Origin of the sequence: Ramlibacter pinisoli, from assembly GCF_009758015.1 — a bacterium.
In the GTDB taxonomy this organism is placed as follows: domain Bacteria; phylum Pseudomonadota; class Gammaproteobacteria; order Burkholderiales; family Burkholderiaceae_C; genus Ramlibacter; species Ramlibacter pinisoli.
Map to the genome: position 1 here is coordinate 1,813,235 of NZ_WSEL01000009.1, position 23,264 is coordinate 1,836,498.

The following is a 23,264-nucleotide window of genomic DNA, read 5'->3' on the forward strand; positions in this document are numbered from 1 at the left end:
CCGCCGGGCTCACTCGAAACGGCCCTCGCGCAGCCACTTGGTGGCGATCCACTTCTCGCCCGCCAGCACCGGCGCGCCGCCGTGCAGGGTGCGGGTGGAGGGATGCGGACGGTCGTAGCTGAAGAACACGCCGTGTCCCCGCTTGGGATAGACCTCCAGGTGCACGTCCGGGAAGGTGGTGCCGCCGCCCTTCTCCGGCTCGGCCAGGTACATCACCAGCGTGCCCACGCGCTGGCCGCCGCGGCGCAGGATGGTGGGCGTGCCGGGCTCGTTGGGGTCGAAGTAGTCGTAGTGCGGCTTGTACTCGGCACCCGGACGGTAGTGCAGCACCTGCAGCCCCTCGCCGTTCTCGACCGGCCAGTTCAGCAGGCGTGCGATGCGCTCCTCGATGCGGCGCACCACCTCGGTCTCACCGCGGGCGAAGAACATGCCGCTGCTGGTGCGGTCGGCGTTGACCTCCTCGCCGCCGGTCTTGGTGGCCACGGTCAGCGAGCGCGCCAGCCGCGGCTTGGCCAGCGCGATCAGGGCGTCGCACTCCTCGTCGGACAGCAGGTTGCCGAACACCACGACGCGCGGGTTGAACATGTTCTGCAGGACGTGCACCCGGCGATCGCCGGTGTCGACGTACAGCGGCGACTCCTCCAGGCCGGGATCGGGCACCTTGGTGGCCGCCGGCAGCCCCTGGGCGACCGCCTGCGCCTCCAGGTGGGTGCGCAGCGTGCTCTCCATGGCCTCGATCGCCACGTCCTCCTGCCAGCCCGACGCGAGCATCGACTGGAGCGCGGCCTCGGCGGGGTGTCCGGCCTGTGCCTGCGCCACGATCCATTGCCGCAGCTCGGGCGTGATGTGTTGCTGGGTCTTGGTCGTCATGGCCGGATTGTGCGACGGAACACCAGCCGGTCGGGGCCCGAGGCGGCGGCGGCGAAACGGTAGCCGTCGAGGTCGAAAGACTCGAGCTGGCGCGGGGTCTGCAGGCGGTTGAGGATGGCGTAGCGGGCCATCAGGCCGCGGGCCTTCTTGGCATAGAAGCTGACCACCTTGTGCGGACCGTCGCCCTTGGCGTCTTCGAACACGCACTCCACCACCCGGGCCTTGAGCCGTTGCAGGTCGACCGAGCGGAAGTATTCCTGCGAGGCCAGGTTCACGACCACCGGCGAGGCGTCGCCGGCCAGCCGCTCGTTCAGGTAGTCGGCGATGCCGGTCCCCCAGAACTGGTACAGGTTCCGGGCCTTGCCCACGGTGAGCGCCGTGCCCATCTCGAGCCGGTACGGCTGCATGCGGTCAAGGGGCCGCAGCACGCCGTACAGGCCGCTCAGGATGCACAGGTGCTGCTGCGCCCAGTCGAGGTCGGTGGGCGACAGGCGGCGGGCCTGCAGCCCGTCGTAGACGTCGCCGTCGAAGGCCAGCGCGGCGGGGCGCGAGTTGGCCTCGGTGAACTGCGGTGACCAGGCCTGGTAGCGCTCGACGTTCAGGGTCGCGAGCGCCGGGCTGATGTCCATCAGGCCGGCGACCTGGCGGGCGGACTTCTTGCGCAAGGTGGCGATCAGCTGGGCCGACCGCTCGCTGAACAGCGGCTCGGTGGGACGCACCGGCGGCAGGGGGGACTCGTAATCGAGCGTCTTGGCGGGCGACAGCAGGAACAGCATGGAAACTGGAAACAGGGGGTTTCGGCTCAGCGCCACGCGCGCAGGGTCAGCCATTGCACGGCAGCCGCGACCAGGACGAGGGCGCCATAGGTGGCCATCCGGCCGTCGGCGCCGAACCACCACAGCCCGGCGCCGAGCACGCCGGCCCCGGCCAGGAACACCAGCCCGGCCTGCAGCATCAAACGGCTGCGGCCTGCGGTGGCGCGCAAGGTGGCGCGAGCGGCGAGCGGCAACAGCAGGGCCAGGAAGGCCGCCGGCGCCAGGAAGCTCATGAGATGCAACAGGATGTAGAACGGGCCCATGCGTGGTGGGTCTTGATCCAGCGTAAGTGCTTGACAGGACGCGGGATTTTATAATCGCTGACATGGCTGTCTGGGCATTGGGCATCAACCACACGACCGCGCCGTTGGACCTGCGCGGTCGTTTTGCGTTCGCCCTCGACCAGATCGAGCCGACGCTGCACGGCCTGCGCACGAACCTGCATGGCCGGCTGGCCCGCCAGCCCGAGGCGGCCATCCTGTCCACCTGCAACCGCACCGAGATCTACTGCGCCGGGCCCGAGCACGACCTCGAGCCCACCATCGACTGGCTCGCCCAGTCGGGCGGGGTGCCGCCGGGCCTGCTGCGGTCGCACGCCTACATGCTGCGCGACGGCATGGCGGCGCGCCATGCCTTCCGGGTCGCCAGCGGGCTCGACTCGATGGTGCTGGGCGAGGCCCAGATCCTGGGCCAGATGAAGGACGCGGTGCGCGCGGCCGAGCAGGCCGGTGCCCTGGGCACCACGCTGAACCAGCTGTTCCAGCGCTCGTTCGCGGTGGCCAAGGAGGTGCGCAGCGCCACCGAGATCGGCGCGCATTCCATCAGCATGGCCGCCGCCGCCGTGCGCCTGGCCGGCCGCCTGTTCGAGGACCTGACCAAGGTGCGGGTGCTTTTCGTCGGCGCCGGCGAGATGATCGAGCTGGCGGCCACGCACTTCGCCGCGCGCAACCCGGCCGGCATCGCCATCGCCAACCGCACGCTCGAGCGCGGCGAGAAGCTGGCCAGCCGCTTCGGCGGCGAAGTCATGCGCCTGGCCGACCTGCCGGGCCGGTTGCACGAGTTCGACATCGTGGTGAGCTCGACCGCCAGCCAGCTGCCCATCATCGGCCTCGGCGCGGTCGAACGGGCGGTCAAGGCGCGCAGGCACCGCCCCATGTTCATGGTCGACCTGGCGGTGCCGCGCGACATCGAGCCCGAGGTGAAGGCCCTCGAGGACGTCTACCTCTACACCGTCGACGACCTCGCCCATGTGGTGCAGACCGGTCAGGCCAACCGCCAGGCCGCCGTCGCCCAGGCCGAAGCCATCATCGACGCCGGCGTCCAGAGCTTCCTGCACTGGATGGACCAGCGCGGCGCCGTTCCGCTCATCCGGCAGCTGAACGCCCAGGCCGACGAATGGCGCACGGCCGAACTGGCGCGTGCGCGCAAGTTGCTGGCGCGGGGCGACAACGTCGATGACGTGCTGGAGGCGCTGTCGCGCGGCCTGACCCAGAAGATGCTGCACGGTGCCATGGCCGAGCTGCACGCCGGCGACGCGGCCGCGCGCGAACGCGCCGGCACGGCGATCCAGCACTTCTTCCTGCGCAACAAGGGCCGTTAGCGGCGCCCGTGCCGCGCCCGCCCAGCGTTGAGCGTTCAGCGTTGCGCGGGACACGTCCCGCCCCCTGAACGCCCCACGCCGACACTCCCCAACCCCTTGAAGCCCTTCCTCCGCCAGCAACTCGAGCGCTACCCGGTGCGCCTGCAGGAGCTCGATTTCTTCCTGCAGCAGCCCGAAGTGGTGCAGGACATGGCGCGCTTTCGCGCCCTCACCCGCGAACACGCCGAGGTCAGCGAGGTGGCCGGCCGCTTCCAGCACCTGCGCGACCGCGAGGCCCAGCTCGCCTCGACCCGCGAACTGCTGGACGACCCCGACATGGCCGAGATGGCCCGCGACGAGATCGCGACGCTCGAGGCCGAACTGCCGGAGCTGGAGGACGAGCTGCAGAAGCTGCTGCTGCCCAAGGACCCGGACGACGTGCGCAACACCTTCCTGGAGATCCGGGCCGGCACGGGCGGCGACGAGTCGGCCCTGTTCGCCGGTGACCTGCTGCGCATGTACACGCGGTACGCCGAGCGCCAGGGCTGGCGCTGCGAGCTGGTGAGCGAGAGCCCGGGCGAGGTCGGCGGCTACAAGGAAGTGGTGGTGCGGGTGGTGGGCGACGGCAGCTACGGCAAGCTCAAGTTCGAATCGGGCGGCCACCGGGTGCAGCGGGTGCCGGCCACCGAAACGCAGGGCCGCATCCACACCAGCGCCTGCACGGTGGCCGCACTGGCCGAACCGGACGAGGCGCAGGCCGTGCAGATCAATCCGGCCGACCTGCGCATCGACACCTTCCGCGCCAGCGGGGCGGGCGGCCAGCACATCAACAAGACCGACTCGGCGGTGCGCGTCACCCACATCCCGACCGGCATCGTCGCCGAGTGCCAGGACGACCGCAGCCAGCACCGCAACAAGGCCAAGGCGCTGCAGGTGCTGGCCGCGCGCATCCAGGACAAGGAGCGCACCGAGCGGGCCGCCAAGGAAGCCGCCACGCGCAAGGGCCTGATCGGCAGCGGCGACCGCAGCGACCGCATCCGGACCTACAACTTTCCCCAGGGCCGGGTGACCGACCACCGCATCAACCTCACGCTGTACAAGCTGTCGTTCGTGATGGAAGGCGACCTCGACGAGCTCATCGACGGACTGCTGCTGGCCCGCAAGGCCGAGCAGCTGGAAGACCTGGAGCTGGGGCTGGGCGCCCCGGCGGCATGACTGTCGCCCAGGCCCTCGCGTGGGCGATGGGCGCCGGCGTGGCCCGGCTGGATGCCCAGTTGCTGCTGCTGCAGGCCCTCGGCCGGCCGCAGGGCGACCGGGCCTGGCTCATCACCCACGATGCCGACGCCCTGGAGCCGACGACGCACGCCGCATTCGAAGCCGCCTGCGGCCGTCGCCTGGCTGGCGAGCCGCTGGCCTACCTGGTGGGGCAGAAGGAGTTCTTCGGCCTGCCCCTGCAGGTCGACCATCGGGTGCTGGTTCCCCGTCCCGACACCGAAACCATCGTCGAGTGGGCGCTCGAGGCCCTGGCGGGCCGGCAGGCCCCGCCGGTCATCGACCTGGGCACGGGCAGCGGCGCGATCGCCCTGGCCATCCAGTCGCGCCGCCCCGACGCCCACGTCACCGCGGTCGATCGCAGCGCCGACGCGCTGGCAGTGGCCGCCGCCAACGCCCAGCGGCTGCAGTTGCCCGTCCGGTTCGTCCAGGCCGACTGGTTGCAGGGCGCGGGCCGCTACGACCTGGTGGTGAGCAACCCGCCCTACGTCGCGCAGGGCGATCCGCACCTTCCCGCCCTGGCCCATGAACCGGTCAGCGCCCTGGTGGCCGGCACCGACGGCTTGTCGGACCTGCGCCGCATCGCGGCGGATGCCCCGGGGCACCTGCAGCCGGGCGGCTGGCTGCTGCTGGAGCATGGTTGGGACCAGGCGGCAGCGGTGCGGCAACTGCTGGCCGACGCCGGCTTTACCGACATCGGATCCCGGCGCGACCTTGCGGGTGTCGAGCGCTGCTCGGGCGGCCGCTGGCTTGAACGGGGATAATCGGGTCTCATGTGCGCGGACGGCGCACCGCAAGGAGAATTCGAGATGAGCGACGTTCAGCAACGCATCGACCAGCTGGTCAAGAGCAACGACGTCCTGCTGTTCATGAAGGGCAGCGCCAGTTTCCCCATGTGCGGCTTTTCCGGCCGCGCGATCCAGATCCTGAAGGCTTGCGGCGTCGACCCGCGCGCGGTGGCCACGGTCAACGTGCTCGAGGACGACGAGATCCGGCAGGCCATCAAGGACTACAGCAACTGGCCGACCATTCCGCAGCTGTACGTGCGCGGCGAGTTCATCGGCGGCTCGGACATCATGATGGAGATGTACCAGAGCGGCGAACTGCAGCAGGTCCTGGGTTCCACGGCCGGCACGCAGGGCTGACCTGCGTCAGCAGTCGCGCGCCGCGGCTGCCAACCTCACCGGTATTCGACTGACAGCGGCTCGCGGCAGCGGGCCGCTTCCGTTGCGCTCTGGCACGGCATATGCTGCAATCAACACAGCAGTCGATGAAGGAGTTGCAGGCATGGACAGCCGCAGTCTGGTACCCCACCCATCCTCTTCGTTCCAGCTTCCCATCGCCAACCTGCGGAGCGTCTTCCGTCCGCACGATGTCGAGCGCAAGCTGGCCAAGCTGCCCAACAAGGACCACGAGAACCTGCGCTCCACCTACGAGCGCATGCTCGAGCGCGGCCCCGAGCGCTTCCAGGTCAAGCCCAGCGGCGTGCCGAACATGGCTGCCCTGTACCACGAACTGCCCAACTTCACCGATGCGCTCGACGACGTGAAGCGCCATGTCGCGCTGTCACAGGACTGCCGCGACGGCCTCGAGGTGACACCGATGCTGCTGCTCGGGCCCCCGGGCATCGGCAAGACGCATTTCGCGCGCAAGCTGGCCGAACTGCTGGGTACCGGCATGAACCTGGTTCCCATGAGCTCCATGACGGCGGGCTGGCTGCTGTCCGGCGCGTCCTCGCAATGGAAAGGTGCCAAGCCGGGCAAGGTGTTCGAGGCCATCGTCGATGGCCAGTACGCCAATCCGGTGCTGGTGGTCGACGAGATCGACAAGGCCGCCGCCGACGCGCAGTACGACCCGCTCGGTGCGCTCTACGGCTTGCTCGAGCACGACACGGCCGTGTCGTTCGTGGACGAGTTCGCCGAGGTGGCCATCGATGCCAGCCAGGTGATCTGGATCATGACCGCCAACGACGAGCGCTGCATCCCCGAGCCCATCCTGAACCGCATGAACGTGTTCGAGATCGAGCCGCCCTCGCCGGAGGCCGCGCGGCAGATCGCCCGCAACCTCTACTGCTCGATCCGCAACGAGCACGGCTGGGGCGAGCGCTTCGATCCGGAACCGGCCCAAGAGCTGCTCGACCAGCTCGCCGAACTGGCCCCGCGCGAGATGCGGCGCGCCCTCATGACCGGATTCGGCAATGCGCGCCTCGACCAGCGGGGCCAGATCACCGCGGACGACTTGCCCAAGGCCGGCTCCGCCAAGGGCCGCATGGGCTTCATCCAGTAGCGGTCAGGTCGAGGCGCTGCGGGCGGGCGGCGCTGCCTGCGGCGGCCCGGGGTCGACCCACTGCCAGTTACGGCTGGCCGACAGCACTGCATTGGGGTACGGGGCCTGGCCGCGGCTGCCGTTGTAGCGGCCGAGCGCCATGAAGAGGTCACCGCGCTCGCGCTCCAGGTAGTGGCGCAGGATGACGCAACCGAAGCGCAGATTGGTCTGCATGTGAAACAGCTTGCTGGCGTCGCCATCGCCGATCAGGCGGCTCCAGAACGGCATCACCTGCATGTAGCCGCGCGCTCCGACCGCGCTGACGGCGTGCTTGCGAAAGCCGCTTTCCACCTGCACCAGGCCCAGCACCAATCCGGTGTCGAGGCCGGCGCGCCTGCTCTCGTACCAGACCGTCTGCAGGAACTCCTTGCGGTCCTGCAGTTCGAGCTTGCGGCGCGCCAGCCGGGGGCTCATGGCACCCAGCCAGCGCAGGTAGGCCAGGTAGGAGGCGCTGTCGCGGAACTCGGGAACGGGCGGGGCGGCGTTGGCGATGGCCGACCCGAGGGCGCTGCGCACCGAGTCAGCCAGCGGCTCCTCGATCTGCCCTCCGGCCCGTGCCGGCCCGGCCCCCAGGACACCGAGCGCTGCCAGCAGCGGCGGCCAGCAGGCCCGGCGGGTGATCACGCCTGCAGGCGGCCGCGCAGGAAAGACAGCACCTCGCCCGCCGGCACCTTGGTGGCGGCCGCGTCGCGGCGGTGCTGGTACTCGAGCTGCCCTTCCTTCAGGCCGCGGTCGGAGATGACGACGCGGTGCGGCACGCCGATCAATTCCCAGTCGGCGAACATGGCGCCCGGGCGCTCGCCGCGGTCGTCCAGCAAGACGTCGACGCCGGACGCGGCCAGGTCGTCGTGCAGCTTCTCGGCGGCCGCCTTGACCTCGGCGCTGCGATCCATGCCGATCGGGCACACCACCACCGTGAACGGCGCGATCGCGTCGGGCCAGATGATGCCGCGCGCATCGTGGTTCTGCTCGATGCCGGCGGCGGGCAGGCGCGTGACGCCGATGCCGTAGCAGCCCATCTCCATGAGTTGCGGCTTGCCGCCCTCGTCGAGGAAGCTGGCGTTCATCGGCGCGCTGTACTTGGTGCCGAGGTAGAAGATGTGGCCGACCTCGATGCCGCGCTCGATGACCAGCCGGCCCTTGCCGTCCGGGGAGGGATCGCCCTCGACCACGTTGCGCAGGTCGGCGACGGCATGCGGCTCGGGCAGGTCGCGGCCCCAGTTGACGCCGACGGTGTGGAAGTCTTCCTCGTTGGATCCACAGATCCAGTCGGCCATGACGGCCACTTCGCGGTCGGCGACCACCCGGACCGGCTTGCGCACGTCGAGCGGCCCGAGGTAGCCCGGCTTGGTGCCGAAGTGGTCGACGATCTCGCCGGCGGTGGCGAAGCGGAACCCGGTGTCCAGGCCCGGCACCTTGCCGACCTTGATCTCGTTCATGTCGTGGTCGCCGCGCAGCAGCAGCAGCCAGACCTGGGTCTCGACCACCTGCCCGGCATCGTCGGTGCGGTCGGTGGCGAGCACGAGCGACTTGACCGTGCGCTGCAGCGGCAGGTCGAGGAAGGTGGCGACGTCGGCGCAGGTGGCCTTGCCCGGCGTCGGCACCTTCTCCAGCGCCTGGCGCGGCGCGGGTCGCGGCTCGCGCGGCGCCAGCGCCTCGGCCTTCTCCATGTTGGCCGCGTACTCGCTGTCGGGGCAGTAGACGATGGCGTCCTCGCCGGTCGCCGCGATGACCTGGAACTCCTCGGACAGGTCGCCGCCGATGGCGCCGCTGTCGGCGGCCACGGCGCGGTAACGCAGGCCGAAGCGGTCGAAGATCGCGCGGTAGGCCTTGGCCATGGACTGGTAGCTCGCCTTGGCGCCGGCGGCGTCGCGGTCGAAGCTGTAGGCGTCCTTCATGATGAACTCGCGGCTGCGCATCACGCCGAAGCGCGGCCGCCGCTCGTCACGGAACTTGGTCTGGATGTGGTACAGGTTGCGCGGCAACTGCTTGTAGCTGCGCAGCTCCTGGCGGGCGATGTCGGTGACCACTTCCTCGCTGGTGGGCTGGATGATGAAATCGCGCTCGTGGCGATCCTTGACCCGCATCAGCTCGGGCCCCATCTTCGACCAGCGGCCGGTCTCCTGCCAGTATTCCGCCGGCTGCACCACCGGCATCAGCAGTTCGACGGCGCCGGCGCGGTTCATTTCCTGGCGCACGATCGCCTCGATCTTGCGCAGCACGCGCAGCCCCATCGGCATCCATGAATAGATGCCGGCACCGAGCCGCTTGATCATGCCGGCTCGCATCATCAACTGGTGACTCACCACCTCCGCATCGGCAGGCGCTTCCTTGAGCGTGGAAATGAGGAACTGGGAGGCTTTCATGCGGGGGGAGGGGGAAGGCGGCTGAGCTCTTGGCGTGCCGGCAAGGCGGCATGCATAATGGTCTCAGTTCAAAAATTGGGGTTTGATTATGCTTGACCGGGACGGCTTCAGGCCCAACGTCGGCATCATCCTGCTCAACCAGAAAAACCAGGTGTTCTGGGGCAAGCGGATTCGCACCCACAGCTGGCAATTTCCGCAAGGCGGGATCGACCGCGGTGAAACGCCGGAACAGGCGATGTACCGCGAACTGCATGAAGAAGTCGGCCTCATGCCGGAGCACGTGCGCATCATCGCGCGCACGCGCGACTGGCTGCGCTACGAAGTGCCCGACCGCTACATCCGGCGCGACGCCCGCGGCCACTACAAGGGCCAGAAGCAGATCTGGTACCTGCTGCAACTGACCGGCCAGGACTGGAACCTCAACCTGCGCGCCACCAACCATCCCGAGTTCGACGCCTGGCGCTGGAACGACTACTGGGTCCCGCTGGACGTGGTGGTCGAATTCAAGCGCGGCGTGTACGAGATGGCCCTGACCGAACTCGCGCGCTTCGTGCCCCGCCACGACCACCGCAACCGCTACCTGCGCAGCGGCATGCGGTCGCGCGACAGCGGCCCGCATGACCCCTCGGCCGAAGCGGGCCCGGGTCCGGGGTTCGAGCTGCCGCCGGGCGCGACCTTCGAACCCGACCCGCAGGTGGCGCTCAAGCAGACGGAAGGCAATCGTGCGTCGTGAGCTGCGCGGGCCGGCCCTGGTGTTGGCCCTGTCCGCCTCGCTGGCGCACGCCCAGCTGGTCCCGGTCGATCCCGACTGGAAGGAACTGACGGCGCCGGCACCACCCGCCTCGCTGCGCACGCAGGGGCTGGTGCCGATCGACGTCGAGCCGTCGCAGCTTCGCTGGGGCATCGATCCGGACAGCATCGCCGTCGGTGCCGACGGGATCGTGCGTTACGTCGTGGTGGCACGCGGCGAGGGCAGCGCACTGAACGCGTTCTACGAGGGCCTGCGCTGCAGCAGTGGCGAGGTGAAGGTCTATGCGCGCCGGAGCAGCGACGGTGGCTGGGTGCCGGCCGCCGCCAGCGACTGGCAGACAGTGTTCAACAACCCGCCGGTGCGCCACAGCCTGGTCATCGCCAGAAACGGCGCCTGCACCGGCAAGGTGGCCAACGTGTCGGCCGCCCAGATCCAGCGCGACCTGGCCAGCGCCAGCAAGGGCCGCCACCTGAACGACTCGCGCTGAGGCCGCGCCTCTTAGCGCGTGACCACCAGATTGGTGCGATGGATCATCTCGGGCTCGGCCATGTAGCCGAGCAAGCGCTCGATCTCGGCCGACGGCTTGCGGCATAGCAGCCGGGCCTCGGCACTGGCGTAGTTGGCCAGCCCCCGCGCCACTTCGCGGCCCGCGGCGTCCCGCACCGCGATGACGTCGCCGCGCGAGAACTCGCCGTCGACGGCGGTCATGCCGATCGGCAACAGGCTCTTGCCCTCCCCCACCAGCTTGGCCACGGCGCCCTCGTCGACCAGCACGGCGCCGCGCAGCTGCAGGTGGTCGGCCATCCAGCGCTTGCGCGCCTGGCTCTTCTGCGTGGGTGCCACCAGCAGCGTGCCGATGCCTTCGCCGCCGCACAGGCGCAGCAGCGCATCGCGCTCGCGACCCCAAGCGATGACGGTCGAGGCGCCCGACCGCGCGGCCCGGCGCGCCGCCAGGATCTTGGTGATCATCCCGCCCCTGCCGAGGCTGGAACCGGCCCCGCCGGCCATCGCCTCCAGCGCGTCGTCGCCGGCGCGCCCCACGTGGACGAAGGTGGCGGCGGGGTCCTTGCGCGGGTCGGCCGTGTACAGGCCGCGCTGGTCGGTGAGGATGACCAGCAGGTCGGCCTCGACCAGGTTGGCCACCAGCGCACCGAGCGTGTCGTTGTCACCGAACTTGATCTCGTCGTTGACGACGGTGTCGTTCTCGTTGATGACCGGCAGCACCGCGAGCGAGAGCAGCGTGAGCAGCGTCGACCGGGCATTCAAGTAGCGCTCGCGGTCGGCGAGGTCGGCGTGCGTGAGCAGCACCTGCGCCGAGCGCAGCCCGTTCTCGCGCAGCTTGCTTTCGTACATCTGCGCCAGGCCCATCTGCCCGACCGCCGCGGCGGCCTGCAGTTCGTTGAGCTCGTGTGGCCGCGTGGTCCAGCCCAGGCGCTTCATGCCTTCGGCGATGGCACCGCTGGACACCATGATGACTTCGCGGCCGTCGCGCGCAAGCAGTGCCAGCTGGCGGCACCACTCGCCGATCGCGCCTTCGTCGAGGCCCCTGCCCTCGTTGGTGACGAGGCTGGAGCCGACCTTGACGACGATGCGCCGCGCACCGCGCAGCAGGTCGCGCTGCTCGGGCCCGAGGCCCTCACCGCTCGGCGTTGCCATCAGCCCTCTCCCTGGCCGGCCGCATCGGCGAAGCGCGGATCGACGTCCTTGGGCTCCTGCTCCCGCGCGTGTTGCGCGTGCACGTGCTGGAAGACCGACTTGACCAGTTCCTCGCAGCCTTCGCGCGTGAGCGCCGAGATCTGGAACACCGGCCCCTTGTAGCGCATGCGCTTGATGAAGTCCTTGACCCGTGCCTCGCGTTCGTCGGCGGGCACCATGTCCAGCTTGTTCAACACCAGCCAGCGCGGCTTGTCGTGCAGCGCCTTGTCGTACTTCTTCAGCTCGGCGACGATGGCCTTGGCCTGCGCGACCGGATCAGCGTCGTCGAATGGCGCGATGTCCACGAGGTGCAGCAACAGCCGGGTGCGTTGCAGGTGGCGCAGGAACTGGTGCCCCAGCCCGGCGCCTTCGGCCGCACCCTCGATCAGGCCGGGCACGTCGGCGACGACAAAGCTCTGCTCCGGACCGACGCGCACCACCCCGAGATTGGGGTGCAGGGTCGTGAACGGGTAGTCGGCGATCTTGGGGCGGGCATTGGAGATGGCCGCGATGAGCGTCGACTTGCCGGCGTTCGGCATGCCCAGCAGCCCGACGTCTGCCAGCACCTTGAGTTCGAGCTTCAGGTTCTTCTTCTCGCCCGGCCAGCCGGGCGTCTTTTGCCGGGGCGCGCGGTTGATGGAACTCTTGAAGCGCATGTTGCCGAAACCGCCATCGCCCCCCTTGGCCAGGACGATGGTCTCGCCGGGGGTGAGCAGCTCGTGCAGCACCTCGCCGGTCTCGGCGTCCGTGATGATGGTGCCGACCGGCATCTTCAGCGTGATGTCGGAGCCGGCCGCACCGAACATGTCCGACCCCATGCCGTGCTCGCCGCGCTTGGCCTCGTGGCGACGCGAGAAGCGGAAGTCGACCAGCGTGTTCAGGGCCGGATCCGCCACGGCGAAGACGTGGCCACCGCGGCCGCCGTCACCGCCGTTGGGGCCGCCGAACTCCTTGTACTTCTCGTGCCGGAACGAGACGCAGCCGTTCCCCCCGTCGCCCGCGGCGACATCGATGAAGGCTTCGTCGACGAATTTCATGGTGTGTCAAAAAGAACGAAGCCCCGAGCAAGTCGGGGCTTCGGACCTGCGGCGCGAGGTTACCTCACGCTGCGGGGGTGACGTTCACGGTGTGCTTGTTGAGCGAACCCTGGACCTTGAACGACACGTGGCCGTCCACCAGCGCGAACAGCGTGTGGTCCTTGCCCACGCCGACGTTGGTGCCGGGGTGGAACTTGGTGCCGCGCTGGCGCACGATGATCGAGCCAGCCGTGATGAGTTCGCCGCCGAACGCCTTCACGCCCAGCATCTTGGGCTGGGAATCCCGCCCGTTGCGCGTCGAGCCGCCGCCTTTTTTCTGTGCCATGTCATCTGCTCCTGGTTCAGGCCGCGATGGCGCCGATCTGCAGTTCGGTGAACTGCTGGCGATGCCCCTGGCGCTTCTGGTAGTGCTTGCGACGGCGCATCTTGAAGATGCGAACCTTGTCGTGCTTGCCATGGGCCACGACCGTGGCCTTGACCGTTGCACCGGACACCAGGGGAGTGCCGACCTTTAGGTCGCCGCCGTTGCCGACTGCGAGCACCTGGTCGATCACGATTTCCTGGCCTACGTCCGCAGCAATCTGTTCTACTTTGATTTTCTCGCCGGAGGCAACGCGATACTGCTTGCCGCCGGTTTTTATGACCGCGTACATGTGAGACCTCTGAAATGAGAAGCTCCCTGGGACGGATTTCCCAGAGAGCCCAAGATCATAGCATGGTATGCGGTCACTAACAAGGCTTGGCCGGCAGGCGCCCAGCCGGGTAGGGGCTCTTCCTATAATCGGCTGAACTGCCGTACCCGCCTTGACAGCCTCCTCCGCCAGCACCGCCTCGGTGCTCTCCTTGATCGCCGATGACATGCTCGAGGTGGACGCGGTCATCGCCCACCGCCTCGGCTCCAGTGTCCCGCTGGTCGGGCAAGTCTCCCAGTACATCATCTCCGCCGGCGGCAAGCGGCTGCGCCCCGCGCTGCTCCTGCTGGTGAGCGCGGCCCTGGGATACCACGGCCCGCACCGCTTCACGCTGGCCGCCGTCGTGGAATTCATCCATACGGCCACCCTGCTGCACGACGACGTGGTGGACGAATCGACCCTGCGGCGCGGCCGCGCCACCGCCAACGAGAACTTCGGCAATCCGGCCAGCGTGCTGGTGGGCGACTTCCTCTACTCGCGCGCCTTCCAGATGATGCTGGACGCGAACGACATGCGCATCATGGCCATCCTGGCCGACGCCACCAACGTCATCGCCGAGGGCGAGGTGCTGCAGCTGATGAACATGCACGACGCCTCGCTCGACGAGGCGGGCTACCTGCGCGTGATCCGCTCCAAGACGGCCAAGCTGTTCGAGGCCAGCGCCCGCCTGGGCGCGGTGCTCGCGGGCGCCTCGCCGGCGATCGAGGAAGCCTGCGCCAGCTACGGCCAGGCGCTGGGCACGGCGTTCCAGGTGATCGACGACGTGCTGGACTACGACGGCGATGCGCAGGAGATGGGCAAGAACCTCGGCGACGATCTGCGCGAAGGCAAGGCCACGCTGCCGCTGATTGCCGCCATGCAGCGCGGCTCCGCGTCGCAACGCGACTTGATCCGCCACGCGATCGAGCACGGGGCCGTGGACGAACTCGATTCCATCATCCGCATCGTGCGCGAAACGGGCGCGCTGGATGTCACGCGCTCGGCGGCTGCGGCGGAGGCGCAGCGGGCCATCGACCACGCGCAACGCCTGCCGGCGAATCAGCACGCCGAAGGTTTGGTACAATTGGCGGCTCAACTGCTGCAGCGTCGCAACTGACCCAGTCACGACGCCGCCGTTGCGGCACATCGGGGTGTAGCTTAGCCTGGTAGAGCGCTACGTTCGGGACGTAGAGGCCGGAGGTTCGAATCCTCTCACCCCGACCAGGTTTCCTTCTCACGTGACTTCCTGCGCACGCCGGACACCCGGCCTTCGCGCTGCTTACCACACCTCGATTTACACCGGATGGGCTTTCGGCGATGATCAGCTGGCTTTCTTCCGGCCCGTCCGGAAGCAGCTGATTGCTCACACAACGATGGCCGCCGTCGATCCTGCAGTTTCCGAAGCTCCATCGCTCGCCTTGCCGGGCCTGGCGCGTGCACTGGTGTCCGCCGGCAAGCTGGGCCAGAAGTCCGCCGAGGACCTCTATCGCAAGGCACAGGCCAGCCGCAGCAGCTTCATTGCCGAACTCACCGGGTCGGGTTCGGTCTCGGCGGCCGACCTGGCCCACACCATGTCCACCGCGTTCGGGGCTCCCCTGCTGGACCTCGAGGCCGTCGACGTGCAGCGGCTGCCCAAGGCGCTGCTCGACGCCAAGATCTGCCAGGCCTACCGGGTGGTGGTGCTTGCCAAGCGCAACAACCGGCTGATCGTCGCCACCGCCGACCCGTCCGACCAGGAGGCCGCCGAGAAGATCAAGTTCGCGACCCAGATGGGCGTCGACTGGATCATCGCGGAGTACGACAAGCTGACCAAGATGGTCGAGGCGAACGCGACGAGCGCGACGCAGGCCATGGAGAGCATCGTCGGCGACGACTTCGAGTTCGACGAGTCGACGATGGAAGACTCGGTCGTCGACGAGGAGGACAAGTCCGGCTCGGGCTCCGAGGTCGAGGACGCCCCAGTCGTCAAGTTCCTGCACAAGATGCTGCTCGACGCGTTCAGCATGCGGGCGTCGGACCTCCACTTCGAACCCTACGAGCACACCTACCGGGTGCGGTTCCGCATCGACGGCGAGCTGCGCGAGATCGCCACCCCCCCGGTGGCCATCAAGGACAAGCTGGCCTCGCGCATCAAGGTCATCTCGCGGATGGACATCTCCGAGAAGCGGGTGCCGCAGGACGGCCGGATGAAACTCAAGGTCGGCCCCGACCGGGTGATCGACTTCCGCGTCAGCACGCTGCCCACCCTGTTCGGCGAGAAGATCGTGATCCGGATCCTGGACCCGAGCAGCGCCAAGCTGGGCATCGAGGCCCTGGGCTACGAGCCGCAGGAGAAGGAGCGCCTGCTCAGCGCCGTCGCCCGCCCCTACGGCATGGTGCTGGTCACCGGCCCCACCGGTTCGGGCAAGACGGTGTCGCTCTACACCTGCCTGAACATCCTGAACAAGCCGGGTGTCAACATCTCCACGGCCGAAGACCCGTCGGAAATCAACCTGCCGGGCGTCAACCAGGTCAACGTCAACGACAAGGCGGGGCTGACGTTCGCCGCCGCCCTGAAGTCGTTCCTGCGCCAGGACCCGGACGTCATCATGGTCGGCGAAATCCGCGACCTGGAAACGGCTGACATCGCGATCAAGGCCGCCCAGACCGGCCACATGGTGCTGTCCACGCTGCACACGAACGACGCGCCGACCACCCTCACGCGCATGCGCAACATGGGCATCGCGCCGTTCAACATCGCCTCGAGCGTCATCCTCATCACCGCCCAGCGCCTGGCGCGCCGGCTGTGTCCCAATTGCAAGCAGCCGGCCGACATCCCGCACGAGGCCCTGCTCGATGCGGGCTTCCAGGAGGAAGAGGTCGACGGCAGCTGGACTCCCTACCGCCCGGTCGGCTGCAGCATGTGCAACAACGGCTACAAGGGCCGTGTCGGCATCTACCAGGTGATGCCGATCAGCGACGAGATCCAGCGCATCATCCTGCGCGACGGCAGTTCGATGGACATCGCAGCGCAAGCGCGCAGCGAAGGAGTCAGGAGCCTGCGCGAATCGGGGCTTCACAAGGTGAAGCTGGGCGTCACTTCCCTCGAAGAAGTGCTCGGCTGCACCAACGAGTAGGCATCGGGAAGGACCAGAGGAGAAGCGCTTCATGGCGACGGCAACAGCAACCAAGATCACGGAATTCGTCTTCGAGTGGGAAGGCCGCGACCGCAACGGCAAGCAGGTCAAGGGCGAGACCCGGGCGGCGGGCGAGAACCAGGTGCAGGCCGCGCTGCGGCGCCAGGGAGTCTCCCCCACCAAGATCAAGAAGCGCCGCATGCGCTCGGGCCAGAAGATCAAGCCCAAGGACATCGCGATCTTCACGCGCCAGCTCGCCACCATGATGAAGGCCGGCGTGCCGCTGCTGCAGGCGTTCGACATCGTCGGCCGCGGCAACGCCAACGCCAGCGTCACCAAGCTGCTCAACGACATCCGCACCGACGTCGAGACCGGCACGTCGCTGTCGGCCGCCTTCCGCAAGTACCCGCTGTACTTCAACAGCCTGTACTGCAACCTGGTGGAAGCTGGCGAGGCCGCCGGTATCCTGGAAGCGCTGCTCGACCGCCTGGCCGTCTACATGGAGAAGACCGAGGCGATCAAGTCCAAGATCAAGTCGGCGCTCATGTACCCGATCTCGGTCGTCGTGGTCGCCTTCGTGGTGGTCACGGTCATCATGATCTTCGTGATCCCGGCGTTCAAGCAGGTGTTCACGTCGTTCGGCGCCGACCTGCCGGCGCCCACCCTGTTCGTCATGGGCATCAGCGAGTACTTCGTGAAGTACTGGTACCTGATCTTCGGCATCATCGGCGGCGGCCTCTACTTCTTCATGCAGGCCTGGAAGCGCAACGAGAAGGTCCAGTCCTTCATGGACCGCCTGATGCTCAAGGTCCCCGTGTTCGGCGACCTGGTCTACAAGTCCGTCATCGCCCGCTGGACCCGCACGCTCGCCACCATGTTCGCCGCCGGCGTGCCGCTGGTGGAGGCGCTCGACTCCGTGGGTGGTGCGGCCGGCAACTCGGTCTACGCATCGGCCACCGTCAAGATCCAGCAGGAGGTGTCCACCGGCACCAGCCTCACCTCGGCGATGACCAACGCCAACGTGTTCCCGACCATGGTGCTGCAGATGTGCGCCATCGGCGAGGAGTCCGGCTCCATCGACCACATGCTGAGCAAGGCCGCCGACTTCTACGAGGCCGAGGTCGACGACATGGTGGCCGGCCTGTCCAGCCTGATGGAGCCCATCATCATCGTCTTCCTCGGCGGCCTGATCGGCGGCATCGTGGTCTCGATGTACCTGCCGATCTTCAAGCTCGGCGCCGTCGTCTGATGGTCTCGCCCGTCGTGGACGCCGCGCTCGCCGGCGTCCTCGGGCTGCTGGTCGGCAGCTTCCTCAACGTTGTCATCTTCCGGCTGCCCAGGATCCTGGAAAGGCAGTGGGCGGCCGAATGCGCCGACCTCGCGGGCAAGGACCCGGAGCCGTCGGAGCCGTTCAACCTGATGCGCCCACGCTCGCGCTGCCGCCAGTGCGGCCACGTCATCCGCTGGTACGAGAACATCCCGGTCCTGAGCTTCATTGCCCTGCGCGGCAAGTGCTCGTCGTGCGGCACGCCGATCGGCTGGCGCTACCCCGTGGTCGAACTGGCGACGGCCGCCCTCTTCGCCTTCTGCGTCTGGCAGTACGGTGCGACCTGGAAGGGCCTGGCCTGGTGCGGTTTCTGCGCCGCCCTGCTGGCGCTGGCGCTGATCGACTGGGACACCACGCTGCTGCCCGACGACATCACGTTGCCGCTGGTCTGGGCCGGGCTCATCGCGTCGGCGCTGCGCTGGAACACCCTGCCCCTCAGCCAGTCGCTCTGGGGCGCGGTCGCCGGCTACCTGTCCCTGTGGGCGGTGTACAAGGGCTTCAAGCTGCTCACCGGCAAGGAAGGCATGGGCTACGGCGATTTCAAGCTCTTCGCGGCACTGGGCGCATGGTTCGGGCCCGAGGCGCTGGTGCCCATGATCCTGATGGCCTCGGTCATCGGCGCCGTGATCGGCATCGGCATGAAGTTCGCGAGTGGCCTGCGCCCTGGCGGCTACGTGCCGTTCGGCCCGTTCCTGGCCGGCGCCGGCTTCGCGGCCCTGCTGTTCGGCCCCGAGTCCATCCTGCGGACCATCGGCCTCTAGGCGTGCCATGAGAGTCGGCCTGACCGGCGGCATCGGGAGCGGCAAGAGCACCGTGCTGCACATGCTGCGCGAGCTGGGTGCCGCCGCGATCGACGCCGACGCCATCTCGCGGGCCACCACGGCAGCGGGCGGCGCCGCCATCCCGGCCATCGCGACGCGTTTCGGCAACGACTTCATCACGCCCGACGGCGCACTCGACCGCGACCGGATGCGCGCCCAGGTCTACGCCGACCCGGCGGCGCGGCGCGACCTCGAGGCCATCATCCATCCCCTGGTGGGTGCCGAAACTGCTCGCCAGGCCGCCATGGCCGAGGCGGCCGGCGCACGCTGCGTGGTGTTCGACATCCCGCTGCTGGTCGAATCCGGCCGCTGGCGCGCCCTGGTCGACCGCGTGCTCGTGGTCGACTGCCAGCCGGCCACCCAGATCGCGCGGGTGCAGGCCCGCAGCGGGCTGGCCGAAGCCCAGGTGCAGGCCATCATCGCGGCCCAGGCGCCGCGCGGGCAGCGGCTGGGTGCCGCCGACGTGGTGATCGTCAACGACGACCTGACGCTCGACCAACTGAGGGCCGAGGTGGAACAGGTCGCGCGGGGGTTCGGGCTATGATGGTGTGTTCGCGGAACGCCGCGCAGCAGCCTTGAGCGTGATCCTCTACGAATACCCGTTCAACGAACGCATCCGCACCTACCTCCGCCTGGAGCACCTGTTCCGGCGCCTCGGGGAACTGGTCCCGCGCGAGCATCCGCTCGACCACCACTACGCGCTCGCGACCATCTTCGAGATCATGGACGTCGCGGCCCGCGCCGACCTGAAGTCGGACGTGATGAAGGACCTCGAGAAGCAGAAGGGCGTGCTCAACAGCTACCGTGGCAACCCCGGCGTCGCGGAATCGGTGCTCGACGAGGTGGTGTCGCAGCTCGATGCGAACTTCACCGCGTTGAACAACCTGCCGGGCAAGGCCGGGCAGTCGCTCACCGACAACGAGTGGCTCATGAGCATCCGCAGCCGCATCGGCATCCCGGGCGGCACCTGCGAGTTCGACCTGCCGGGCTACTACGCCTGGCAACACCTCGACGCCGCCACCCGCCAGGCCGACCTGGGGCGCTGGGCGCGTCCGCTCGGCCCCTTCGCCGAGTCCATCCACCGGCTGCTGAAGCTGCTGCGCGACTCGGGCACGGCGCAAAAGGTGATGGCGATCGGCGGCCAGTTCCAGCAGACCCTGCCGCAGGGGCGCACCTTCCAGCTGCTGCGCCTGCGCATCGACCCTGCCCAACGCCTCGTGCCCGAGATCAGCGGCAACCGGCTGATGGTCTCGGTCCGCCTGATGCGCCAGGAAGGCAGCGACAAGCTGCACAGCAGCAACGAGGACGCGGGCTTCGAGCTCACCCTGTGTTCCTGAGGAAGGCCATGCCCGACGATCCCCGGCCCCGGATCGTCGCCTGCCCCACCTGCGGCGGCGACAGCATCTATTCACCGGCCAACCCCTACCGGCCGTTCTGCAGCGAGCGCTGCAAGAACCTGGACCTCGGCGCCTGGGCCAGCGAGAGCTTCCGCGTGCCGGACGAAACGCCGCCCGACGACCAGCCGTTCGGCGATCCCAAGCTCCAGTAGCCGGCTAGCCGGCGTGCGTGGCGCCGGTGAAGCTGCGCTCCTGCGCGAACCACTGCAGCACGGGCACCGTCCCGGGCAGGACCGGCGCCACGGCGACCGGCAGTTCTTCCCAGGCGAACTGCTGGCCCTCGTGCATGTGCAGCTCGCCGTCCCACTCATAGACCTTGCAGAAGTTCAGCCGAACCAGCGCGTGCGGATAGTCGACCCGCTCGACGCGCCAGGGATGCACGGCGCCGATGCGCACCCCGATCTCCTCGACCAGCTCGCGGCGCAGCGCGTCCTCCACGCTCTCGCCGGGCTCGACCTTGCCGCCGGGGAACTCCCAGTAGCCGGCGTAGACCTTGCCCTCGGGCCGGCTGGTGAGCAGGAAGCGGCCGTCGGCGCGCACCAGCACGCCCACGGCGACTTCCACTTCCTTGCGGTCGGGGCCGCCCTCGCGCGGCCGGTCGCCGTCGGCGACGAGCAGTCCGCTCACGCCGCGTGCCGGCCGGCCCAGTCGCGCGCGAACTGGTAGGCCACCCGCCCGCTGCGCGAACCGCGCTCCAGCGCCCAGACCAGCGCTTCCGCGCGCGCGGACTCGATGCTGTCGCGCGGCACGCCGAACGACGACAGCCATTGCGCCGTGATGGCCAGGTACTCGTCCTGGCTGAACGGATAGAAGCTCACCCACAGACCGAACCGCTCGGACAGCGAGATCTTCTCCTCGATCACCTCGCCCGGGTGGACCTCGCCGTCCTCGGTGTGGGTGTAGGTGAGGTTGTCCTTCATGTACTCGGGAAGGAGGTGCCGGCGGTTGCTGGTGGCGTAGATCAGCACGTTGGGCGTCGACGCCGCCACCGAGCCGTCCAGAATGGACTTCAGCGCCTTGTAGCCGGCCTCCCCCTCCTCGAAGCTGAGGTCGTCGCAGAACACCACGAACTTCTCCGGCCGGCCGGAGACCACGTCGACGATGTCCGGCAGGTCGGTGAGGTCGGCCTTGTCGACCTCGATCAGCCGCAGCCCGCGGCCCGCGTATTCGTTCAGGCAGGCCTTGATCAGGGAGCTCTTGCCGGTGCCGCGGGCGCCGGTCAGCAGCACGTTGTTGGCCGGCTGCCCGGCCACGAACTGCTCGGTGTTGCGCTGGATGCGCTCCTTCTGCGGTTCGATTTCCTTCAGGTCGCCGAGCCGGATGGCGGCGACATGGCGCACCGGTTCGAGCGAACCGTGGCCGCTCGAGCGCTTGCGGTAGCGCCAGGCGATGGCGCTACCCCAGTCGGGTGCGCCGAGCGGTTGCGGCAGCACCGCCTCCAGGCGGTCGATCAGGCGCATGGCGCGCACGATGAGGGTGTCGAAGCGGTCGCTCACCGGGTTGGTCTCCATGCGGCTCATGAGCGGTAGTCCGCGTTGATGCTCACGTACTCGTGGCTGAAGTCGCAGGTCCAGACCGTGTCCGCCGCGGCTCCCCGGCCGAGGCCGACCCGCACCGTGATCTCCTGCTGCTTCATCACGCGCTGGCCGTCCTCTTCCCGGTAGGCCGGATTGCGGCCGCCGCGCACCGCCACGTGCACGTCGTCCAGCCACAGGTCGATGGTGCCCTGGTCGAGATCGTCGATGCCGGCATAGCCGACCGCCGCCAGGATCCGCCCGAGATTGGGGTCGCTGGCGAAGAACGCGGTCTTGACCAGCGGCGAATGGGCGATGGCGTAGGCCACTTGCCGGCATTCAGCGCCGCTGCGGCCGCCTTCGACCCGCACGGTGATGAACTTGGTGGCGCCCTCGCCGTCGCGCACGATGGCCTGCGCCAGCCGGCGGGCCACATCCAGCAGCGCCGCCTTCAGCGCCCGTCCTTCCTCGCTGTCCAGCGAAGTGATCGGTGCGTGCCGCGCCCGGTTGGTCGCGATGACGACGAAGGAATCGTTGGTCGACGTGTCGCCGTCGACGGTGGCGCGGTTGAAGGAGGCTTCCGCCAGTTCGAACGCGAGCTGCTGCATCAGCGGCTGCGCCACGCAGGCGTCCGTGGCCAGGAAGCCGAGCATGGTGGCCATGTTGGGCCGGATCATGCCGGCGCCCTTGCTGATGCCCGTGATGGCCACCTCTTCGCCGCCGATGCGCACGCTGGTGCTGAAGGCCTTGGGCACCGTGTCCGTGGTCATGATGCCCTCGGCCGCCCGCAGCCAGTGATCGGGCCTGGCATCGCCGATCGCCGCCGGCAGCCCGGCCTCGATGCGATCCAGCGGCAGCGGCTCCATGATCACGCCGGTGGAGAACGGCAGCACCTGCTCCGGCGCCACCTCCAGGTGGCGGGCCAGCGCGATGCAGGTGGCGCGCGCGCGCACCAGCCCCTCGTCGCCGGTGCCGGCGTTCGCATTGCCGGTGTTGATCACCAGCGCGCGGATGTCGGGCGAGGCCAGGTGCTCGCGGCAGACCTGCACCGGCGCGGCGCAGAACCGGTTGCGGGTGAACACGCCGCCGACGCTGGCGCCGGGCTCGAGCAGCATCACGGTCAGGTCCTTGCGGGCTGCCTTGCGGATGCCGGCCTCGGCCACGCCGATGGTGAGCCCGCGCACGGGTCGGAGGTCGCCGGCACGCGGCGGCTGGAGATTCACGGCCATGGAGTCAGGTCGGGGAAGTGGAGATCAGTTCTGGCGCCAGGGCAGGCCGCGCAGGCGCCAGCCGCCCTTGTGGCCGCGGTGCCCCTGGGCATCGGCGTCGCCTTCGAAGCCTTCGAGGATGTTGTAGGCCTCCAGGCCCAGTTCGGTCGCGCGGCGGGCGGCGTTCATCGAACGCACCCCGCTGCGACAGAACAGCACGGCCTTCTTGCCGGGCGGGACGGCGGCGCGCAGTTCCTGGTCGAACGCGGGGTTCATGGCCATCCCGGGCCACTGCTTCCAGGTGACGGCGACCGCACCGGGAACGAAGCCGACCCACTCGCGCTCGGCATCGGAGCGGACGTCGACGAGCACGGCATCGCCGGCCTGCCACCAGGCGTGGGCGGTTTCGGGCGAGACGTCGCCGGCATAGCCGGCGGCGGGACGGACGCCGGCGGGAACGGCTGCGGGCGGGACAAGCGTGGACATGCCACGATTTTGCC

Annotated in this window: 27 protein-coding genes and 1 tRNA gene; 15 read left to right on the forward strand and 13 right to left on the reverse strand. The window is 68.9% G+C overall.

Going from position 1 to position 23,264, the window contains the following annotated elements; all coding sequences use genetic code 11:
* Positions 1-9: 9 nt before the first annotated feature.
* The 3 genes from GON04_RS23050 to GON04_RS23060 are packed head-to-tail and all read right to left on the reverse strand — an operon-like array spanning position 10 to position 1,948.
* Positions 10-870 (reverse strand): 2OG-Fe(II) oxygenase, encoded by an 861-nt coding sequence (locus GON04_RS23050; RefSeq protein ID WP_157400309.1) that lies wholly within the window; start codon positions 868-870, stop codon positions 10-12.
* On the reverse strand, positions 867-1,646 hold the full coding sequence (yaaA, locus tag GON04_RS23055) for a peroxide stress protein YaaA (protein ID WP_157400310.1): 780 nt from the start codon (positions 1,644-1,646) through the stop codon (positions 867-869). Before yaaA ends, GON04_RS23050 begins: the two co-directional genes overlap by 4 nt.
* Before the next feature lie 26 nt (positions 1,647-1,672).
* Positions 1,673-1,948 (reverse strand): hypothetical protein, encoded by a 276-nt coding sequence (locus tag GON04_RS23060; protein WP_157400311.1) that lies wholly within the window; start codon positions 1,946-1,948, stop codon positions 1,673-1,675.
* A gap of 62 nt (positions 1,949-2,010) precedes the next feature.
* Between GON04_RS23060 and hemA the strand changes: the two genes are divergently transcribed.
* From hemA to GON04_RS23085, 5 genes are all read left to right on the forward strand, one after another.
* On the forward strand, positions 2,011-3,285 hold the full coding sequence (gene hemA / locus GON04_RS23065) for a glutamyl-tRNA reductase (RefSeq protein WP_157400312.1): 1,275 nt from the start codon (positions 2,011-2,013) through the stop codon (positions 3,283-3,285).
* A gap of 96 nt (positions 3,286-3,381) precedes the next feature.
* Positions 3,382-4,479: a peptide chain release factor 1 gene (prfA, locus tag GON04_RS23070; RefSeq protein WP_157400313.1), complete on the forward strand. Its 1,098-nt coding sequence runs from the start codon at positions 3,382-3,384 to the stop codon at positions 4,477-4,479.
* On the forward strand, positions 4,476-5,300 hold the full coding sequence (gene prmC / locus GON04_RS23075) for a peptide chain release factor N(5)-glutamine methyltransferase (protein WP_157400314.1): 825 nt from the start codon (positions 4,476-4,478) through the stop codon (positions 5,298-5,300). Before prfA ends, prmC begins: the two co-directional genes overlap by 4 nt.
* A gap of 45 nt (positions 5,301-5,345) precedes the next feature.
* Positions 5,346-5,681, forward strand: a complete 336-nt coding sequence (gene grxD / locus GON04_RS23080) for a Grx4 family monothiol glutaredoxin (RefSeq protein WP_157400315.1) — start codon at positions 5,346-5,348, stop codon at positions 5,679-5,681.
* Between the two features lie 142 nt (positions 5,682-5,823).
* Positions 5,824-6,822, forward strand: coding sequence for an AAA family ATPase (locus tag GON04_RS23085; RefSeq protein ID WP_157400316.1), 999 nt, complete (start codon positions 5,824-5,826; stop codon positions 6,820-6,822).
* A 3-nt stretch (positions 6,823-6,825) separates the two neighbouring features.
* Here GON04_RS23085 and GON04_RS23090 read toward each other — a convergent pair whose 3' ends face one another.
* Complete coding sequence (locus GON04_RS23090; protein WP_370530021.1) at positions 6,826-7,485, reverse strand: lytic transglycosylase domain-containing protein; 660 nt, start codon at positions 7,483-7,485, stop codon at positions 6,826-6,828.
* Positions 7,482-9,227, reverse strand: a complete 1,746-nt coding sequence (locus tag GON04_RS23095; protein ID WP_157400317.1) for a proline--tRNA ligase — start codon at positions 9,225-9,227, stop codon at positions 7,482-7,484. Before GON04_RS23095 ends, GON04_RS23090 begins: the two co-directional genes overlap by 4 nt.
* Before the next feature lie 88 nt (positions 9,228-9,315).
* Between GON04_RS23095 and GON04_RS23100 the strand changes: the two genes are divergently transcribed.
* Positions 9,316-9,960 (forward strand): RNA pyrophosphohydrolase, encoded by a 645-nt coding sequence (locus tag GON04_RS23100; RefSeq protein ID WP_157400318.1) that lies wholly within the window; start codon positions 9,316-9,318, stop codon positions 9,958-9,960.
* The gene (locus GON04_RS23105; protein WP_157400319.1) at positions 9,950-10,465 is read left to right on the forward strand and encodes a CNP1-like family protein; all 516 of its coding nucleotides are present in this window, start codon (positions 9,950-9,952) and stop codon (positions 10,463-10,465) included. The genes GON04_RS23100 and GON04_RS23105 overlap by 11 nt, the downstream gene beginning before the upstream one ends.
* 11 nt (positions 10,466-10,476) lie before the next feature.
* On the opposite strand, the gene proB is transcribed toward GON04_RS23105, so the two are convergent.
* The 4 genes from proB to rplU form a co-directional block, all read right to left on the reverse strand.
* The gene (gene proB / locus GON04_RS23110; protein WP_157400320.1) at positions 10,477-11,634 is read right to left on the reverse strand and encodes a glutamate 5-kinase; all 1,158 of its coding nucleotides are present in this window, start codon (positions 11,632-11,634) and stop codon (positions 10,477-10,479) included.
* Positions 11,634-12,710 (reverse strand): Obg family GTPase CgtA, encoded by a 1,077-nt coding sequence (cgtA, locus tag GON04_RS23115; protein WP_157400321.1) that lies wholly within the window; start codon positions 12,708-12,710, stop codon positions 11,634-11,636. Before cgtA ends, proB begins: the two co-directional genes overlap by 1 nt.
* 64 nt (positions 12,711-12,774) lie before the next feature.
* Positions 12,775-13,035: a 50S ribosomal protein L27 gene (gene rpmA / locus GON04_RS23120; protein WP_157400322.1), complete on the reverse strand. Its 261-nt coding sequence runs from the start codon at positions 13,033-13,035 to the stop codon at positions 12,775-12,777.
* Positions 13,036-13,051: 16 nt separating this feature from the next.
* Complete coding sequence (gene rplU / locus GON04_RS23125) at positions 13,052-13,363, reverse strand: 50S ribosomal protein L21 (protein WP_157400323.1); 312 nt, start codon at positions 13,361-13,363, stop codon at positions 13,052-13,054.
* 205 nt (positions 13,364-13,568) lie between these two features.
* Between rplU and GON04_RS23130 the strand changes: the two genes are divergently transcribed.
* The 8 genes from GON04_RS23130 to GON04_RS23165 all read left to right on the forward strand — a co-directional run bounded on the left by GON04_RS23130 (position 13,569) and on the right by GON04_RS23165 (position 20,194).
* Positions 13,569-14,498, forward strand: coding sequence for a polyprenyl synthetase family protein (locus GON04_RS23130; RefSeq protein ID WP_370530028.1), 930 nt, complete (start codon positions 13,569-13,571; stop codon positions 14,496-14,498).
* 30 nt (positions 14,499-14,528) lie between these two features.
* A tRNA-Pro gene (locus GON04_RS23135) sits at positions 14,529-14,605 on the forward strand.
* Positions 14,606-14,754: 149 nt separating this feature from the next.
* Positions 14,755-16,497, forward strand: a complete 1,743-nt coding sequence (pilB, locus tag GON04_RS23140; protein WP_157400325.1) for a type IV-A pilus assembly ATPase PilB — start codon at positions 14,755-14,757, stop codon at positions 16,495-16,497.
* A 31-nt stretch (positions 16,498-16,528) separates the two neighbouring features.
* Positions 16,529-17,746 carry a type II secretion system F family protein gene (locus GON04_RS23145; RefSeq protein ID WP_157400326.1) on the forward strand — a complete coding sequence of 406 codons (1,218 nt, stop codon included), beginning with the start codon at positions 16,529-16,531 and terminating at the stop codon, positions 17,744-17,746.
* Positions 17,743-18,585, forward strand: coding sequence for a prepilin peptidase (locus GON04_RS23150; protein WP_157400844.1), 843 nt, complete (start codon positions 17,743-17,745; stop codon positions 18,583-18,585). The genes GON04_RS23145 and GON04_RS23150 overlap by 4 nt, the downstream gene beginning before the upstream one ends.
* 7 nt (positions 18,586-18,592) lie before the next feature.
* Complete coding sequence (gene coaE / locus GON04_RS23155) at positions 18,593-19,189, forward strand: dephospho-CoA kinase (protein WP_157400327.1); 597 nt, start codon at positions 18,593-18,595, stop codon at positions 19,187-19,189.
* A 37-nt stretch (positions 19,190-19,226) separates the two neighbouring features.
* Positions 19,227-19,982, forward strand: a complete 756-nt coding sequence (gene zapD, locus GON04_RS23160) for a cell division protein ZapD (RefSeq protein WP_181653789.1) — start codon at positions 19,227-19,229, stop codon at positions 19,980-19,982.
* 8 nt (positions 19,983-19,990) lie between these two features.
* On the forward strand, positions 19,991-20,194 hold the full coding sequence (locus tag GON04_RS23165) for a DNA gyrase inhibitor YacG (RefSeq protein WP_157400329.1): 204 nt from the start codon (positions 19,991-19,993) through the stop codon (positions 20,192-20,194).
* Between the two features lie 4 nt (positions 20,195-20,198).
* On the opposite strand, the gene GON04_RS23170 is transcribed toward GON04_RS23165, so the two are convergent.
* Genes GON04_RS23170 through GON04_RS23185 form a run of 4 tightly spaced genes read right to left on the reverse strand, consistent with a single transcriptional unit; the run spans position 20,199 to position 23,250 of the window.
* On the reverse strand, positions 20,199-20,660 hold the full coding sequence (locus GON04_RS23170; RefSeq protein ID WP_157400845.1) for an NUDIX domain-containing protein: 462 nt from the start codon (positions 20,658-20,660) through the stop codon (positions 20,199-20,201).
* A 5-nt stretch (positions 20,661-20,665) separates the two neighbouring features.
* Entirely contained in the window at positions 20,666-21,553 is an 888-nt protein-coding gene (locus tag GON04_RS23175; RefSeq protein WP_157400846.1) for an ATP-binding protein, read from the reverse strand.
* 5 nt (positions 21,554-21,558) lie between these two features.
* Positions 21,559-22,785, reverse strand: a complete 1,227-nt coding sequence (argJ, locus tag GON04_RS23180) for a bifunctional glutamate N-acetyltransferase/amino-acid acetyltransferase ArgJ (protein ID WP_157400330.1) — start codon at positions 22,783-22,785, stop codon at positions 21,559-21,561.
* Between the two features lie 24 nt (positions 22,786-22,809).
* Positions 22,810-23,250 carry a rhodanese-like domain-containing protein gene (locus GON04_RS23185; protein ID WP_157400331.1) on the reverse strand — a complete coding sequence of 147 codons (441 nt, stop codon included), beginning with the start codon at positions 23,248-23,250 and terminating at the stop codon, positions 22,810-22,812.
* Positions 23,251-23,264 lie beyond the last annotated feature (14 nt).